This is a genomic window from Citrobacter sp. TBCS-15, assembly GCF_005280815.1.
Taxonomy (GTDB): domain Bacteria; phylum Pseudomonadota; class Gammaproteobacteria; order Enterobacterales; family Enterobacteriaceae; genus Citrobacter; species Citrobacter werkmanii.
Genome location: NZ_SZWK01000018.1, coordinates 406,265 through 423,127 on the forward strand (window position 1 = coordinate 406,265; position 16,863 = coordinate 423,127).

14 protein-coding genes are annotated in these 16,863 nt (G+C 55.1%); all 14 read left to right on the forward strand.

Annotated elements, in window-relative coordinates:
• Window position 1 precedes the first annotated feature (1 nt).
• The 14 genes from ftsI to secM all read left to right on the forward strand — a co-directional run bounded on the left by ftsI (window position 2) and on the right by secM (window position 16,855).
• Window positions 2-1,768, forward strand: a complete 1,767-nt coding sequence (ftsI, locus tag FDW96_RS02080) for a peptidoglycan glycosyltransferase FtsI (protein WP_042312340.1) — start codon at window positions 2-4, stop codon at window positions 1,766-1,768.
• Window positions 1,755-3,242, forward strand: coding sequence for a UDP-N-acetylmuramoyl-L-alanyl-D-glutamate--2,6-diaminopimelate ligase (gene murE / locus FDW96_RS02085; protein ID WP_042312337.1), 1,488 nt, complete (start codon window positions 1,755-1,757; stop codon window positions 3,240-3,242). The genes ftsI and murE overlap by 14 nt, the downstream gene beginning before the upstream one ends.
• The gene (murF, locus tag FDW96_RS02090) at window positions 3,239-4,597 is read left to right on the forward strand and encodes a UDP-N-acetylmuramoyl-tripeptide--D-alanyl-D-alanine ligase (protein ID WP_137365154.1); all 1,359 of its coding nucleotides are present in this window, start codon (window positions 3,239-3,241) and stop codon (window positions 4,595-4,597) included. The genes murE and murF overlap by 4 nt, the downstream gene beginning before the upstream one ends.
• Entirely contained in the window at window positions 4,591-5,673 is a 1,083-nt protein-coding gene (gene mraY, locus FDW96_RS02095) for a phospho-N-acetylmuramoyl-pentapeptide-transferase (protein ID WP_016151694.1), read from the forward strand. The genes murF and mraY overlap by 7 nt, the downstream gene beginning before the upstream one ends.
• 2 nt (window positions 5,674-5,675) lie before the next feature.
• Window positions 5,676-6,992 carry a UDP-N-acetylmuramoyl-L-alanine--D-glutamate ligase gene (murD, locus tag FDW96_RS02100; RefSeq protein WP_137365155.1) on the forward strand — a complete coding sequence of 439 codons (1,317 nt, stop codon included), beginning with the start codon at window positions 5,676-5,678 and terminating at the stop codon, window positions 6,990-6,992.
• Window positions 6,992-8,236 carry a cell division protein FtsW gene (gene ftsW / locus FDW96_RS02105; RefSeq protein WP_079225510.1) on the forward strand — a complete coding sequence of 415 codons (1,245 nt, stop codon included), beginning with the start codon at window positions 6,992-6,994 and terminating at the stop codon, window positions 8,234-8,236. The genes murD and ftsW overlap by 1 nt, the downstream gene beginning before the upstream one ends.
• The gene (murG, locus tag FDW96_RS02110; protein ID WP_042312327.1) at window positions 8,233-9,300 is read left to right on the forward strand and encodes an undecaprenyldiphospho-muramoylpentapeptide beta-N-acetylglucosaminyltransferase; all 1,068 of its coding nucleotides are present in this window, start codon (window positions 8,233-8,235) and stop codon (window positions 9,298-9,300) included. The genes ftsW and murG overlap by 4 nt, the downstream gene beginning before the upstream one ends.
• A 51-nt stretch (window positions 9,301-9,351) precedes the next feature.
• Window positions 9,352-10,827, forward strand: a complete 1,476-nt coding sequence (gene murC, locus FDW96_RS02115) for a UDP-N-acetylmuramate--L-alanine ligase (RefSeq protein WP_042312325.1) — start codon at window positions 9,352-9,354, stop codon at window positions 10,825-10,827.
• Window positions 10,820-11,740, forward strand: coding sequence for a D-alanine--D-alanine ligase (locus tag FDW96_RS02120; RefSeq protein ID WP_137365156.1), 921 nt, complete (start codon window positions 10,820-10,822; stop codon window positions 11,738-11,740). Before murC ends, FDW96_RS02120 begins: the two co-directional genes overlap by 8 nt.
• A gap of 1 nt (window position 11,741) precedes the next feature.
• Window positions 11,742-12,575: a cell division protein FtsQ gene (gene ftsQ, locus FDW96_RS02125; RefSeq protein WP_003018758.1), complete on the forward strand. Its 834-nt coding sequence runs from the start codon at window positions 11,742-11,744 to the stop codon at window positions 12,573-12,575.
• The gene (gene ftsA, locus FDW96_RS02130) at window positions 12,572-13,834 is read left to right on the forward strand and encodes a cell division protein FtsA (RefSeq protein ID WP_003018755.1); all 1,263 of its coding nucleotides are present in this window, start codon (window positions 12,572-12,574) and stop codon (window positions 13,832-13,834) included. The genes ftsQ and ftsA overlap by 4 nt, the downstream gene beginning before the upstream one ends.
• Window positions 13,835-13,896: 62 nt before the next feature.
• On the forward strand, window positions 13,897-15,048 hold the full coding sequence (gene ftsZ, locus FDW96_RS02135) for a cell division protein FtsZ (RefSeq protein WP_003018753.1): 1,152 nt from the start codon (window positions 13,897-13,899) through the stop codon (window positions 15,046-15,048).
• 100 nt (window positions 15,049-15,148) lie between these two features.
• Entirely contained in the window at window positions 15,149-16,066 is a 918-nt protein-coding gene (gene lpxC / locus FDW96_RS02140; protein WP_006686706.1) for a UDP-3-O-acyl-N-acetylglucosamine deacetylase, read from the forward strand.
• Window positions 16,067-16,348: 282 nt separating this feature from the next.
• Window positions 16,349-16,855, forward strand: a complete 507-nt coding sequence (gene secM / locus FDW96_RS02145) for a secA translation cis-regulator SecM (RefSeq protein WP_042312321.1) — start codon at window positions 16,349-16,351, stop codon at window positions 16,853-16,855.
• The last annotated feature ends 8 nt before the right edge of the window (window positions 16,856-16,863 follow it).

A 16,863-nucleotide genomic window follows, 5' to 3' on the forward strand; every position in this document is an offset into this window, starting at 1 on the left:
CATGAAAGCAGCGGCAAAAACGCACAAACCAAAACGCCAGGAAGAACAAGCCAACTTTGTCAGTTGGCGTTTTGCGTTACTGTGCGGCTGTATTTTGCTGGCATTGGGTTTCCTGCTGGGGCGCGTTGCCTGGCTGCAAATCATTGCGCCGGATATGCTGGTGCGTCAGGGTGACATGCGTTCCCTGCGCGTCCAGGAAGTCTCCACATCGCGCGGGATGATTACCGACCGTTCCGGTCGTCCGCTGGCGGTGAGCGTTCCGGTGAAAGCGATTTGGGCCGACCCGAAAGAGGTGCATGACGCAGGCGGCGTGAGCGTTGGTGAACGCTGGAGAGCGCTGTCGACTGCGCTGAATCTACCGCTCGACCAGCTGGCTTCCCGCATTAACGCCAACCCGAAAGGACGCTTTATCTATCTGGCGCGTCAGGTTAATCCTGACATGGCCGACTACATCAAAAAACTCAAGCTGCCGGGTATTCACCTGCGTGAAGAATCCCGTCGTTACTATCCTTCCGGAGAAGTGACCGCTCACCTCATTGGCTTTACTAACGTTGACAGCCAGGGGATTGAAGGCGTTGAGAAGAGCTTCGATAAGTGGCTCACCGGACAGCCGGGCGAACGTATCGTGCGTAAAGACCGCTATGGCCGCGTAATTGAAGATATTTCCTCTACTGACAGCCAGGCGGCGCATAACCTCGCGCTGAGTATTGATGAGCGTTTACAGGCGCTGGTCTACCGTGAACTGAATAATGCCGTCGCGTTCAACAAAGCGGAATCCGGCAGCGCCGTGCTGGTGGATGTCAACACCGGTGAAGTGCTGGCGATGGCCAACAGCCCGTCCTACAACCCCAATAATCTCTCCGGTACGCAAAAAGATGTCATGCGTAACCGTACCATTACCGACGTGTTTGAACCGGGTTCTACCGTCAAACCAATGGTGGTAATGACGGCGCTGCAGCGTGGAGTGGTACGCGAAAATACCGTACTTAATACGATTCCTTACCGAATTAATGGCCACGAAATCAAAGACGTGGCGCGTTATAGCGAATTGACCCTTACCGGGGTTTTGCAGAAGTCGAGTAACGTCGGTGTTTCTAAGCTGGCGTTAGCGATGCCGTCCTCAGCGTTAGTAGATACTTACTCACGTTTTGGGCTGGGAAAAGCGACCAATTTGGGGTTGGTCGGAGAACGCAGTGGCTTATATCCTCAAAAACAACGGTGGTCTGACATAGAGAGGGCCACCTTCTCTTTCGGCTATGGGCTAATGGTAACCCCGTTACAGTTAGCGCGAGTCTACGCAACGATCGGCAGCTATGGCGTTTATCGCCCGCTGTCGATTACCAAAGTTGACCCTCCTGTACCGGGCGAACGTATTTTCCCGGAAGCGACCGTTCGTACCGTGGTGCACATGATGGAAAGCGTGGCGCTGCCCGGTGGCGGCGGCGTGAAGGCGGCGATTAAAGGCTATCGCATCGCTATCAAAACCGGTACGGCGAAAAAAGTAGGGCCGGATGGTCGCTACATCAACAAATACATTGCTTATACCGCAGGCGTTGCGCCTGCGAGTCAGCCGCGCTTCGCGCTGGTTGTTGTTATCAACGATCCGCAGGCGGGTAAATACTACGGTGGCGCCGTTTCCGCGCCGGTCTTCGGTGCCATCATGGGCGGCGTATTGCGCACCATGAACATCGAGCCGGATGCGCTGGCAACGAGCGATAAAAGTGAATTTGTGAATAATCAAGGCGAGGCAACAGGTGGCAGATCGTAATTTGCGCGACCTTCTTGCTCCATGGGTGCCGGGTGCACCGGAGCGAGCACTGCGGGAGATGACGCTCGACAGCCGTGTGGCTGCATCGGGCGATCTCTTTGTAGCAGTATTGGGTCATCAGGCGGACGGGCGTCGGTATATCCCGCAGGCGATAGCGCAAGGTGTGGCTGCCATTATTGCAGAAGCAAAAGATGAAGCGACTGACGGTGAAATCCGTGAAATGCACGGCGTTCCGGTTATCTATCTCAGCCAGCTTAACGAACGTTTATCTGCACTGGCGGGCCGTTTTTACCACGAGCCTTCTGAAAAAATGCGTCTGGTCGGCGTGACCGGGACCAACGGTAAAACTACTACGACCCAATTGCTGGCGCAGTGGAGCCAACTGCTGGGTGAAACCAGCGCGGTTATGGGAACCGTTGGCAATGGCCTGTTGGGCAAAGTGATCCCGACGGAAAATACCACCGGTTCAGCCGTTGATGTCCAGCATGTGCTGGCGGGGCTGGTTGCGCAGGGTGCAACGGTTGGCGCGATGGAGGTTTCCTCCCACGGTTTGGTTCAGCATCGCGTTGCGGCGCTGAAGTTTGCCGCATCGGTATTTACTAACTTAAGCCGTGACCATCTCGACTACCACGGTGACATGGAACATTACGAAGCGGCGAAGTGGCTGCTGTATTCCACGCACCATTGCGGTCAGGCCATCGTCAATGCGGATGATGAGGTTGGCCGTCGCTGGCTGGCGAAACTTCCGGATGCGGTTGCCGTTTCGATGGAAGACCACATCAACCCGAACTGTCACGGTCGCTGGTTAAAAGCGGTTGAGGTGAAGTATCACGACAGTGGGGCAACGATTCGCTTTACCTCTTCATGGGGTGAGGGCGAAATAGAAAGCCGCCTGATGGGGGCGTTTAACGTCAGCAATCTGCTGCTGGCGCTGGCAACGCTGCTGGCGCTGGGTTATCCGTTAGCCGATTTACTGAAAACGGCGGCGCAATTACAGCCGGTTTGCGGGCGCATGGAAGTGTTCAGTGCGCCGGGTAAAACCACTGTTGTCGTTGATTATGCCCATACGCCGGATGCGCTGGAAAAAGCGTTGCAGGCGGCGCGTCTGCACTGTACTGGCAAACTGTGGTGCGTCTTTGGCTGCGGTGGCGATCGCGATAAAGGCAAACGTCCGCTGATGGGTGCGATTGCCGAACAATTTGCTGATGTCGTCGTGGTGACCGATGACAACCCACGTACCGAAGAACCTCGTGCCATCATCAACGACATTCTGGCGGGGATGCTGGATGCCGGACAGGCGAGGGTGATGGAAGGTCGCGCAGAAGCAGTGACTAACGCCATCATGCAGGCGAAAGAAAACGACGTGGTGCTGGTGGCTGGTAAAGGTCACGAAGACTACCAGATCGTTGGCTCACAGCGCCTTGACTATTCTGACCGCGTCACGGCTGCGCGCCTGCTGGGGGTGATCGCATGATTAGCGTAACGCTCAGCCAGCTGGCGGAAATCCTCCGTGGCGAACTAAAAGGGGCCGATCTGACCCTCGATGCAGTGACAACCGATACGCGTCAAGTGACGCCGGGCTGCCTGTTTGTGGCGCTGAAAGGCGAACGTTTTGATGCCCACGATTTTGCCGATAAGGCGAAAGACGGGGGAGCAGGCGCGCTGTTAGTCAGCCGTCCGCTCAATATTGATTTACCACAGGTCATTGTCAAAGACACCCGTCTGGCGTTCGGCGAACTGGCTGCGTGGGTTCGCGCCCAGGTTCCGGCGCGCGTTGTCGCGCTGACCGGCTCATCCGGCAAAACGTCTGTTAAAGAGATGACCGCCGCGATTCTCAGCCAGTGCGGCAAAACGTTATATACCGCAGGCAATCTGAACAACGACATCGGTGTACCGATGACGCTGTTGCGCTTAAACAATGATTACGACTATGCAGTGATTGAGCTCGGCGCCAATCATCAGGGCGAAATCGCCTGGACCGTTGGCCTGACGCGCCCGGAAGCGGCGCTGGTGAACAATCTTGCCGCCGCGCATCTGGAAGGTTTCGGCTCTCTGGCGGGCGTTGCGAAGGCTAAAGGTGAGATCTTTAGCGGTCTGTCGGCGAATGGTATCGCCATCATGAATGCTGATAACAACGACTGGCTGAACTGGCAGAGCATCATTGGCGATCGCAAAGTCTGGCGCTTCTCCCCGAATGCGGCCAACAGCGACTTTTCGGCGACCAACGTTCACGTGACCTCACACGGCACGGAGTTTTCATTGCAAACGCCAACCGGAAGCATTGATGTTCTGCTGCCGCTGCCGGGGCGTCACAACATAGCCAACGCCCTGGCGGCGGCTGCGCTCTCTATGGCGGTAGGCGCGACGCCTGAGGCGATCAAAGCGGGCCTGAAGGATCTGCAAGCGGTGCCGGGGCGTCTGTTCCCGATTCAACTGGCAGAAAATCAGTTGCTGCTGGACGACTCCTACAACGCTAACGTTGGTTCGATGACCGCAGCGGTACAGGTGCTGTCCGAAATGCCGGGCTACCGCGTGCTGGTGGTGGGCGATATGGCAGAGCTTGGCGCGGAAAGCGAAGCATGTCACGTACAGGTAGGTGTTGCTGCGAAAACCGCGGGCATCGACCGTGTACTGAGTACAGGGAAACTGAGTCAGGCAATTAGCGACGCCAGCGGCGTGGGCGAGCATTTTGCGGATAAAACCGCGCTGATCGCGCATCTCAAGGCGCTGATTGCAGAACATCAGATCATGACGATTTTAGTGAAGGGTTCACGTAGTGCCGCCATGGAAGAGGTAGTACGCGCATTACAGGAGAATGGGACATGTTAGTTTGGCTGGCCGAACATTTGGTCAAATATTATTCCGGCTTTAACGTCTTTTCTTATCTGACGTTTCGCGCCATCGTCAGCCTGCTGACCGCGCTGTTCATCTCTTTGTGGATGGGCCCGCGCATGATCGCCCGCCTGCAAAAAATGTCCTTTGGACAGGTCGTACGTAACGACGGTCCGGAATCACACTTCAGTAAACGCGGTACGCCGACCATGGGCGGGATTATGATCCTCACCGCGATTGTTATCTCCGTGCTGCTGTGGGCATACCCGTCGAACCCGTACGTTTGGTGCGTGCTGGTTGTATTGGTCGGTTACGGCATCATCGGTTTTGTCGATGACTACCGCAAAGTGGTACGCAAAGACACCAAAGGCCTGATTGCGCGCTGGAAATATTTCTGGATGTCGGTGATTGCTCTGGGCGTAGCCTTTGCGCTGTACCTCGCGGGCAAAGATACCCCGGCGACGGAACTGGTCGTGCCGTTCTTCAAAGACGTGATGCCGCAACTGGGACTGTTCTACGTCCTGCTGGCGTACTTTGTGATTGTGGGGACTGGTAACGCGGTCAACCTCACCGATGGTCTGGATGGTCTGGCGATTATGCCGACCGTGTTCGTGGCTGCGGGTTTTGCGCTGGTGGCATGGGCGACCGGTAACATGAACTTTGCCAACTATCTGCACATTCCGTATTTACGCCATGCCGGTGAACTGGTGATCGTCTGTACGGCGATTGTCGGTGCAGGGTTAGGCTTCCTGTGGTTTAACACCTATCCGGCGCAGGTCTTCATGGGCGACGTCGGATCGCTGGCGCTGGGCGGCGCACTGGGCATTATTGCTGTGCTGCTGCGTCAGGAGTTCCTGCTGGTGATCATGGGCGGCGTATTTGTCGTAGAAACGCTGTCGGTCATTCTGCAGGTCGGTTCCTTTAAGTTGCGCGGACAGCGCATCTTCCGTATGGCGCCGATCCACCATCACTATGAACTGAAAGGCTGGCCGGAACCGCGCGTGATTGTGCGCTTCTGGATTATTTCGCTGATGCTGGTGCTGATTGGCCTGGCAACGCTGAAGGTACGTTAATCATGGCTGATTACCAGGGTAAAAAAGTCGTCATTATCGGTCTGGGTTTGACCGGACTGTCCTGCGTGGATTTCTTCCTGGCGCGTGGCGTAACGCCGCGCGTGATGGATACCCGCGCGACGCCGCCGGGCCTGGATAAATTACCGGAAGCGGTTGAGCGTCATGTTGGCAGTCTGAATGATGACTGGCTGCTGGACGCCGATCTTATCGTCGCCAGCCCTGGTATTGCCCTGGCGCACCCTTCGCTGAGCGCTGCCGCCGATGCAGGGATTGAAATTGTCGGTGACATCGAGCTGTTCTGTCGCGAAGCGCAGGCGCCGATCGTTGCGATCACCGGTTCTAACGGTAAAAGCACCGTTACGACGTTGGTTGGCGAAATGGCGAAAGCGGCCGGTGTGAACGTGGGGGTGGGCGGTAACATTGGCCTGCCCGTGCTGATGCTGCTGGATGATGAGCGTGAGCTGTATGTTCTGGAACTGTCGAGCTTCCAACTGGAAACAACCTCCAGCTTACAGGCCGTAGCCGCCACTATTTTGAACGTCACCGAAGATCATATGGACAGGTATCCGTTTGGCTTGCAGCAGTATCGTGCGGCCAAACTGCGCGTTTATGAGAATGCGAAAGTCTGCGTGGTCAATGCGGATGATGCGCTGACCATGCCGGTTCGTGGTGCCGATGAGCGTTGCGTGAGCTTTGGCGTCAACATGGGTGACTATCATCTTAATCGTCAGCAGGGCGAAACCTGGCTGCGGGTGAAGGGTGAAAAAGTTCTCAACGTGAAAGAGATGACGCTTACCGGCCAGCATAACTATACCAACGCTCTGGCAGCGCTGGCGCTGGCTGATGCTGCGGGGCTGCCGCGGGCGTCAAGCCTGAAAGCGCTGACCACCTTTACCGGACTGGCGCATCGTTTCCAGTTGGTACTGAATCATAATGGTGTGCGTTGGATCAACGATTCAAAAGCGACCAATGTCGGCAGTACCGAAGCGGCGCTGAATGGCCTGCACGTTGACGGTAAGCTGCACCTGTTGTTGGGCGGCGACGGGAAATCCGCTGACTTTATGCCGCTGCAACGTTATCTGAACGGCGACAACATTCGTCTGTACTGCTTTGGCCGCGATGGCGCGCAGCTTGCCGCGCTGCGACCTGAGGTTGCGGAACAAACTGAAACCATGGAGCAGGCAATGCGTCTGCTCGCGCCGCGCGTGAAGCCCGGTGATATGGTGCTGCTGTCGCCCGCCTGTGCCAGCCTCGATCAGTTCAAGAATTTTGAGCAACGCGGTGACGTCTTTACGCGCCTGGCGAAGGAGTTGGGTTGATGCGTTTATCTCTCCCTCGTCTGAGAATGCCGCGCTTACCGGGACTGGGTGTCCTGGCGTGGATCTTTGCGGCACTTAAAGGCTGGGTGATGGCTTCGCGCGATAAAGACGCGGACAGCCTGATCATGTATGACCGCATGCTGCTGTGGCTGACCTTTGGTCTGGCGGCAATTGGTTTCATCATGGTGACATCGGCATCGATGCCGGTAGGACAACGTCTGGCGGGCGACCCCTTCCTGTTTGCCAAACGTGACGCGCTGTACATCTTCCTGGCGTTCTGTTTGGCGATGGTCACTCTGCGTTTGCCGATGGAGTTCTGGCAGAAGTACAGCACCACGATGCTCATCGCCTCGATCATCATGCTGCTGATCGTACTGGTGGTGGGGAGCTCCGTTAACGGGGCATCGCGCTGGATTGCTCTGGGGCCGCTGCGTATTCAGCCTGCGGAATTTACCAAGCTGTCGCTGTTCTGTTATCTCGCCAACTACCTGGTACGCAAGGTGGATGAAGTTCGAAACAACCTGCGCGGCTTCCTGAAACCGATGGGCGTGATCCTGGTACTGGCCGTGCTGCTGCTGGCGCAGCCTGACCTCGGTACGGTGGTGGTGCTGTTTGTCACCACGCTGGCGATGCTGTTTCTTGCCGGCGCTAAATTATGGCAGTTCATTGCGATTATCGGCATGGGGATATCGGCGGTCGTGCTGCTGATCCTTGCCGAACCGTATCGTATTCGCCGCGTAACTTCTTTCTGGAATCCATGGGAAGATCCGTTCGGCAGCGGATACCAGCTGACGCAATCGCTAATGGCTTTTGGCCGCGGTGAGGTTTGGGGGCAGGGGTTAGGCAACTCAGTCCAAAAGCTGGAGTATTTGCCGGAAGCGCATACCGACTTCATCTTCGCCATCATTGGGGAAGAGCTGGGTTATATCGGTGTGGTATTGGCACTTTTAATGGTATTCTTCGTCGCTTTTCGCGCGATGTCGATTGGCCGTAAAGCGCTGGAAATTGACCACCGTTTTTCAGGCTTTTTAGCCTGCTCCATCGGGATCTGGTTTAGCTTCCAGGCGCTGGTAAACGTCGGCGCGGCGGCAGGTATGCTGCCAACCAAAGGTCTGACGCTGCCGTTAATCAGCTATGGTGGTTCTAGTTTGTTGATAATGTCGACGGCCATCATGTTTTTGTTACGTATAGATTATGAAACGCGTCTGGAAAAAGCCCAGGCGTTTACACGAGGTGCACGATGAGTGGTCAACCGAAGCGGTTAATGGTGATGGCAGGCGGTACCGGCGGGCATGTGTTCCCGGGGCTGGCGGTCGCGCACCATTTAATGGCCCAGGGCTGGCAGGTTCGTTGGCTGGGCACCGCCGATCGTATGGAAGCGGACTTAGTGCCGAAGCATGGCATTGAAATTGACTTTATTCGCATCTCCGGTCTGCGTGGCAAAGGCGTTAACGCACTACTTGCCGCACCCGTGCGTATTTTTAACGCCTGGCGTCAGGCGCGCGCCATCATGAAGCAATTCAAGCCTGATGTGGTGCTCGGTATGGGCGGCTACGTGTCAGGTCCTGGCGGTTTAGCTGCATGGTCATTAGGTATTCCGGTCGTACTGCATGAACAGAACGGCATTGCGGGATTAACCAATAAATGGCTGGCAAAGATTGCAACGAAGGTTATGCAGGCTTTCCCTGGCGCTTTCCCGAATGCGGACGTGGTCGGGAACCCAGTACGCACGGACGTTCTGGCGTTGCCATTACCCGAAGCGCGTCTGGCTGGACGTGAAGGCCCGGTTCGTGTGCTGGTGGTTGGTGGTTCTCAGGGCGCACGCGTCCTCAACCAGACGATGCCGCAGGTTGCCGCAAAGCTTGGCGAGGCGGTGACTATCTGGCACCAGAGCGGTAAGGGCGCGCAGCAGACCGTTGAACACGCTTATGCCGAGGCGGGACAACCGCAGCATAAGGTCACTGAGTTTATTGATGATATGGCCGCCGCTTATGCGTGGGCGGATGTTGTCGTGTGCCGTTCTGGCGCGCTGACGGTGAGTGAGATTGCCGCCGCAGGCTTGCCTGCGCTGTTTGTGCCGTTCCAGCACAAAGACAGACAGCAGTACTGGAATGCGTTGCCGCTGGAAAAAGCGGGCGCCGCCAAAATTTTAGAGCAACCACAGTTTACTGTGGACGCCGTCGCCAGCACCCTTGCCGGGTGGTCGCGAGAAACTTTATTAACCATGGCAGAACGTGCGCGCGCCGCATCCATACCGGATGCCACCGAACGCGTTGCAAATGAAGTGAGCCGGGCTGCCCGGGCGTAATTGTGGTGATGCCTTTTGCATCGCATGAACTAAGAAGTTAATGGCTAAAGAATGAATACACAACAACTGGCAAAACTGCGTTCCATCGTGCCCGAAATGCGTCGCGTTCGGCACATTCACTTTGTCGGCATCGGTGGTGCTGGTATGGGCGGTATTGCCGAAGTTTTGGCCAATGAAGGTTATCAGATCAGCGGTTCTGACTTAGCGCCAAATCCGGTGACGCAGCAGTTGACGAATCTCGGCGCCACGATTTTCTTCAACCATCGCCCTGAAAACGTGCGCGATGCGAGCGTGGTGGTGGTCTCCAGCGCTATTTCTGCGGATAACCCGGAAATTGTTGCGGCGCATGAAGCGCGTATTCCAGTGATCCGCCGTGCTGAGATGCTGGCGGAGTTAATGCGTTTTCGTCACGGCATCGCCATTGCCGGGACGCACGGTAAAACCACGACCACAGCGATGGTCTCCAGTATTTACGCGGAAGCGGGGCTGGATCCGACTTTTGTTAACGGTGGTCTGGTGAAGGCTGCTGGCGTCCATGCGCGCCTGGGTCATAGCCGTTATTTGATTGCCGAAGCGGACGAGAGCGACGCGTCGTTCCTGCATTTGCAGCCGATGGTGGCGATTGTCACCAATATCGAAGCCGACCATATGGATACCTACCATGGCGACTTCGAAAATTTAAAGCAGACGTTTATTAATTTCCTGCATAACTTGCCGTTTTATGGTCGTGCGGTGATGTGCGTTGACGATCCGGTGATCCGCGAACTGTTACCGCGAGTTGGCCGTCAAACCACAACCTATGGTTTCAGTGATGATGCCGATGTGCGCGTTGAGGATTACCAGCAGATCGGCCCGCAGGGGCACTTCACGCTGGTGCGTCAGGGGATGGCCGATCTACGCGTGACGTTAAACGCGCCGGGCCGCCACAATGCGCTGAACGCCGCGGCGGCGGTGGCTGTCGCAACGGAAGAAGGTATTGAAGACGACGCGATCCTGCGCGCGCTGGAAAGTTTCCAGGGTACCGGACGTCGTTTTGACTTCCTCGGCGAATTCCCACTTGAGCCGGTTAACGGTAAAGCCGGGACCGCGATGCTGGTTGATGATTACGGCCATCACCCAACGGAAGTGGACGCCACAATTAAAGCTGCACGCGCAGGCTGGCCGGACAAAAATCTGGTGATGCTGTTCCAGCCGCATCGGTATACGCGCACTCGCGATTTGTATGACGACTTTGCCAACGTGCTGACTCAGGTTGATACGCTGTTGATGCTGGATGTATACGCCGCGGGCGAAGCCGCCATTCCGGGCGCTGACAGCCGCTCGCTGTGCCGTACTATTCGTGGTCGCGGTAAGATCGATCCTATTCTGGTATCCGATCCAGCCCTGGTGGCAGAAATGTTGGCACCGGTATTAACCGGCAACGATCTGATTTTGGTGCAAGGCGCTGGAAATATCGGCAAAATTGCGCGTTCCTTAGCTGAAATCAAACTGAAGCCGCAAAATCCGGAGGAAGAACAACATGGCTGATAAAATCGCGGTCCTGTCAGGAGGTACCTCCGCAGAGCGAGAAGTGTCGCTGAATTCCGGCGCGGCCGTATTGGCAGGGTTACGCGAAGGTGGTGTCGATGCCCATCCGGTTGACCCGAAAGAGGTTGATGTCACTCTTCTGAAATCAATGGGTTTTCAGAAGGTGTTTATTGCGTTGCATGGTCGTGGCGGGGAAGATGGCACGTTGCAGGGCATGCTGGAGCAAATTGGCCTGCCGTATACCGGCAGCGGCGTCATGGCTTCCGCGATCTCAATGGACAAACTGCGCAGCAAGCTGCTGTGGCAGGGCGCAGGTTTACACGTCGCGCCATGGGTTGCGTTGACCCGCGCTGAGTTCGAAAAAGGTCTTAGCAATGAGATAGTTGCAAAAATCTCTGCGTTAGGTTTGCCGCTGATTGTGAAGCCAAGCCGTGAAGGCTCCAGCGTAGGGATGTCAAAAGTTGAAGAAGAAAATGCTTTGCAGGGTGCATTAGCATTGGCTTTTCAGCATGATGAAGAAGTACTGATTGAAAAATGGCTCAGTGGCCCGGAATTTACCGTTGCGATACTCGGCGAAGAAATTTTACCGTCAATACGTATCCAACCCGCGGGAACCTTCTATGATTATGAGGCGAAGTATCTCTCTGATGAGACACAATATTTCTGCCCCGCAGGTCTGGAAGTCGAGCAAGAGGCCAGATTACAGGATTTAGTCCTGAAAGCGTGGACCGCCCTGGGCTGTAAAGGTTGGGGGCGCATTGACGTCATGCTGGACAGCGATGGCCAGTTTTATCTGCTGGAAGCCAATACCTCTCCGGGTATGACCAGCCACAGCCTGGTGCCGATGGCGGCGCGTCAGGCGGGTCTGAGCTTCTCGCAGTTGGTGGTAAGAATTCTGGAGTTGGCGGACTGATATGTCGCAGGCTGCGCTGAACACGCGAAACGGTGATGAAGAAGAAGTAAACTCCTCACGCCGCAATAATGGAACGCGTCTTGCAGGAATACTGTTCCTGCTGACAGTGCTGTGCACCGTGTTTGTCAGCGGCTGGGTAGTGTTGGGATGGATGGAAGATGCGCAGCGTTTGCCGTTGTCAAAACTGGTGTTAACCGGCGAACGGCATTACACGCGCAATGATGATATCCGTCAGTCCATTCTGGCGCTGGGCGCGCCGGGAACCTTTATGACGCAGGATGTAAACATCATCCAGAGTCAGATTGAACGCCTCCCGTGGATTAAACAGGCGAGCGTGAGAAAGCAATGGCCTGATGAATTGAAGATTCATCTGGTTGAATATGTGCCAATTGCGCGTTGGAATGACCAGCACATGGTGGATGCCGAAGGCAATACGTTCAGCGTCCCAACCGGTCGGGCCAATAAGCAGGTATTACCTATGTTGTACGGACCGGAAGGCAGCGCAAGTGAAGTGCTGCAAGGGTTCCGCGATATGGGGCAGGTGCTGGCTAAGGATAGATTCACCCTGAAGGAAGCGGCGATGACCGCGCGTCGTTCCTGGCAGTTGACGCTGAATAACGATATTAAGCTCAATCTGGGCAGGGGCGATACGATAAAACGTTTGGCTCGCTTTGTGGAACTCTACCCGGTTTTACAGCAGCAGGCGCAAACCGATGGCAAACGGATTAGCTACGTTGATTTGCGTTATGACTCAGGAGCGGCAGTAGGCTGGGTTCCCTTGCCTCCTGAGGAATCTAATCAGCAACAGAATCAGGCACAGGCAGAACAACAATGATCAAGGCGACGGACAGAAAACTGGTAGTTGGACTGGAGATTGGCACCGCGAAGGTAGCCGCTTTAGTAGGGGAAGTTCTGCCCGACGGTATGGTCAATATCATTGGCGTGGGCAGTTGCCCATCGCGAGGTATGGATAAAGGCGGGGTGAATGACCTTGAGTCAGTGGTGAAATGCGTACAGCGCGCCATTGACCAGGCTGAGCTGATGGCAGATTGCCAGATATCCTCGGTATATCTGGCGCTTTCCGGCAAACATATTAGCTGTCAGAATGAAATTGGTATGGTGCCCATTTCCGAAGAGGAAGTGACACAGGAAGATGTGGAAAACGTCGTACATACGGCAAAATCCGTACGCGTGCGCGATGAACATCGTGTTCTGCACGTTATTCCGCAGGAATACGCCATTGACTACCAGGAAGGTATTAAAAATCCGGTCGGTCTTTCCGGCGTACGCATGCAGGCAAAAGTGCATCTTATTACCTGCCATAACGACATGGCGAAGAATATTGTCAAAGCCGTTGAACGTTGTGGTCTGAAAGTTGACCAACTGATTTTCGCCGGACTGGCAGCCAGTTATTCCGTGTTGACGGAAGATGAACGTGAACTGGGTGTCTGCGTGGTAGATATTGGTGGTGGTACAATGGACATCGCCGTTTATACTGGCGGGGCGTTGCGCCATACCAAAGTGATCCCTTATGCAGGGAATGTGGTGACCAGCGATATCGCTTATGCCTTCGGTACGCCGCCGAGCGATGCCGAAGCCATCAAAGTTCGTCATGGCTGCGCGCTGGGCTCCATCGTCGGTAAAGACGAGAGCGTTGAGGTGCCAAGCGTGGGCGGCCGTCCGCCACGTAGTCTGCAGCGTCAGACTTTGGCAGAGGTCATTGAGCCGCGTTATACCGAGCTGCTCAACCTGGTCAACGAAGAAATTTTGCAATTACAAGAACAGCTTCGCCAGCAGGGTGTGAAACATCATCTGGCGGCGGGGATTGTGTTAACCGGTGGCGCAGCGCAAATTGAAGGTCTTGCGGCCTGCGCACAGCGCGTGTTCCATACGCAAGTCCGTATTGGCGCACCACTGAATATTACCGGTCTGACGGATTATGCCCAGGAGCCGTACTATTCCACGGCGGTGGGGCTGCTTCACTACGGGAAAGAATCCCATTTAAGTGGTGAAGCTGAAGTTGAAAAACGCGTAACGGCGTCAGTTGGCTCGTGGATTAAACGACTCAATAGCTGGCTGCGAAAAGAGTTTTAATTTTTAAAGAGACCGACGCACATTAAAGGTCTCAGGCGACAGGCACAACGGAGAGAGAAACTATGTTTGAACCTATGGAACTAACCAATGACGCGGTGATTAAAGTCATCGGCGTCGGCGGCGGCGGCGGTAATGCCGTTGAACACATGGTGCGCGAGCGCATCGAAGGTGTTGAATTCTTCGCGGTGAATACCGACGCTCAGGCGTTGCGTAAAACGGCGGTTGGACAGACCATTCAGATTGGTAGCGGCATCACCAAAGGTCTGGGCGCGGGTGCAAACCCGGAAGTCGGTCGTAATGCGGCAGACGAAGATCGTGAAGCTCTGCGTGCAGCGCTTGACGGCGCAGACATGGTGTTTATTGCAGCAGGTATGGGCGGCGGTACCGGAACCGGTGCAGCGCCAGTGGTTGCTGAAGTAGCAAAAGATTTAGGTATCCTGACTGTTGCTGTCGTGACTAAGCCTTTCAACTTTGAAGGCAAGAAGCGTATGGCATTCGCTGAGCAGGGTATCACCGAGCTGTCCAAACACGTGGACTCTCTGATCACTATCCCGAACGACAAACTGCTGAAAGTGCTGGGCCGTGGTATCTCCCTGCTGGATGCGTTTGGCGCAGCGAACGATGTGCTGAAAGGCGCAGTCCAGGGTATCGCTGAACTGATTACGCGTCCGGGCCTGATGAACGTCGACTTTGCAGACGTGCGCACCGTGATGTCCGAAATGGGCTACGCGATGATGGGCTCCGGCGTGGCAAGCGGTGAAGACCGTGCGGAAGAAGCGGCTGAAATGGCAATCTCTTCCCCGCTGCTGGAAGATATCGATCTGTCCGGCGCGCGCGGCGTGTTGGTCAACATTACTGCGGGCTTCGACCTGCGTCTGGATGAGTTCGAAACCGTCGGTAACACCATCCGTGCCTTTGCATCGGATAACGCGACCGTGGTTATCGGTACCTCTCTGGACCCGGATATGAACGACGAACTGCGCGTGACCGTTGTTGCCACTGGAATTGGTATGGACAAGCGTCCTGAAATCACTCTGGTAACCAACAAGCAGGTTCAGCAACCGGTAATGGATCGTTACCAGCAACACGGTATGGCGCCGTTGACGCAAGAGCAAAAACCGGTTGCGAAAGTGGTGAACGACAATACGCCGCAAACCACTAAAGAGCCGGATTATCTGGATATCCCTGCGTTCCTGCGTAAGCAAGCTGATTAAGAATTAGCTGGAATTTGGGAATTGTGGCTCTTTGTGCTAAACTGGCCCACCGAATGTATAGTACACTTCGGTTGGATAGGTAATTTGGCGAGATTATACGATGATCAAACAAAGGACTCTTAAACGTATCGTTCAGGCGACTGGCGTCGGTTTGCATACCGGCAAAAAAGTCACCCTGACATTACGCCCTGCGCCGGCCAACACCGGGGTCATCTATCGTCGCACCGACTTGAATCCTCCGGTAGATTTCCCGGCCGATGCCAAATCTGTGCGTGATACCATGCTCTGTACGTGTCTGGTCAATGAGCATGATGTACGGATTTCAACCGTTGAGCACCTTAACGCTGCTCTGGCGGGCTTAGGTATCGATAACATCGTTATTGAAGTTAACGCCCCGGAAATCCCGATCATGGATGGCAGTGCCGCTCCGTTCGTTTATCTGCTGCTTGATGCGGGTATTGAAGAACTGAGCAGCGCCAAAAAATTTGTTCGCATCAAAGAGACCGTTCGTGTCGAAGATGGCGATAAGTGGGCTGAGTTTAAGCCGTATAATGGTTTCACGTTGGATTTCACCATCGACTTTAACCATCCGGCAATCGACTCCAGCACGCAGCGCTACGCGATGAACTTCTCTGCGGATGCGTTCATGCGCCAGATCAGCCGCGCGCGTACTTTCGGCTTCATGCGTGATATCGAATATCTGCAGTCCCGCGGCCTGTGCCTGGGCGGCAGCTTCGATTGTGCCATCGTTGTTGACGATTATCGCGTATTGAACGAAGACGGCCTGCGTTTTGAAGACGAATTCGTTCGTCACAAAATGCTCGACGCGATTGGTGACTTGTTCATGTGTGGTCACAACATTATTGGTGCATTCACCGCGTATAAATCCGGTCATGCATTGAATAACAAACTGTTGCAGGCGGTCCTGGCGAAACAGGAAGCCTGGGAATATGTGACCTTCCAGGACGATGCAGAACTGCCGTTGGCGTTCAAAGCACCTTCGACCGTACTGGCATAACGACATACGCTGTCGCATAAATTCGACTGGTTAATCTGGCACTCTCTCCGGCCAGGTGAACCAGTCGTTTTTTTATTTTCCGATTGCAAACCACCTTCCCTGAAGCGACTTTCTCCCCACCGGCAGAGTAAAATAGCGTTCGATCGCTGCTTTCTTAAGCATATTTACCCGCGACTTGCGTCATTACTGCTGTGGTGCGAACGCATTAATGGTAATATTTGTGCGCAAAAAATGGTTTTGCATATGTAACCCCAAACGCAGGGTATATCAGGTGGCAATAACGTGAGTGGAATACTGACGCGCTGGCGACAGTTAGGCAGACGGTACTTCTGGCCGCATCTCCTGTTGGGGATGGTCGCGGCTAGTTTTGGCCTGCCCGCGCTCGGTAATGCTGCTGAACCTAATACCCCCGCGAAGGCGACCGCCAGCAATCACGATCAAGGCGCTAAAGTTAACTTTAACCAGCTTGCTTTGCTGGAAGCGACCAACCGCCGCCCGAATTTTACCGTCGACTACTGGCATCAGCATGCTATTCGTACGGTCATTCGCCATCTTTCTTTTGCCATGGCTCCTCAGGCGCTGCCCGTTGCCGAAGAGCCGTTGCCAATCCAGGCGCACCATCTTGCGTTACTGAATACGCTCAGCGCGATGCTGACGCAAGAAGGCACTCCGCCCGCGACAGTAAGTCGCGTGACATACGCACACTTTACCTCTCAGGCCGCGTTTAGCGTTCCGGTCTGGATCAGCCAGCTGCAGGGTATCCGCGCTGGCCCTCAACGCCTCAGCTAAAAAAGAAC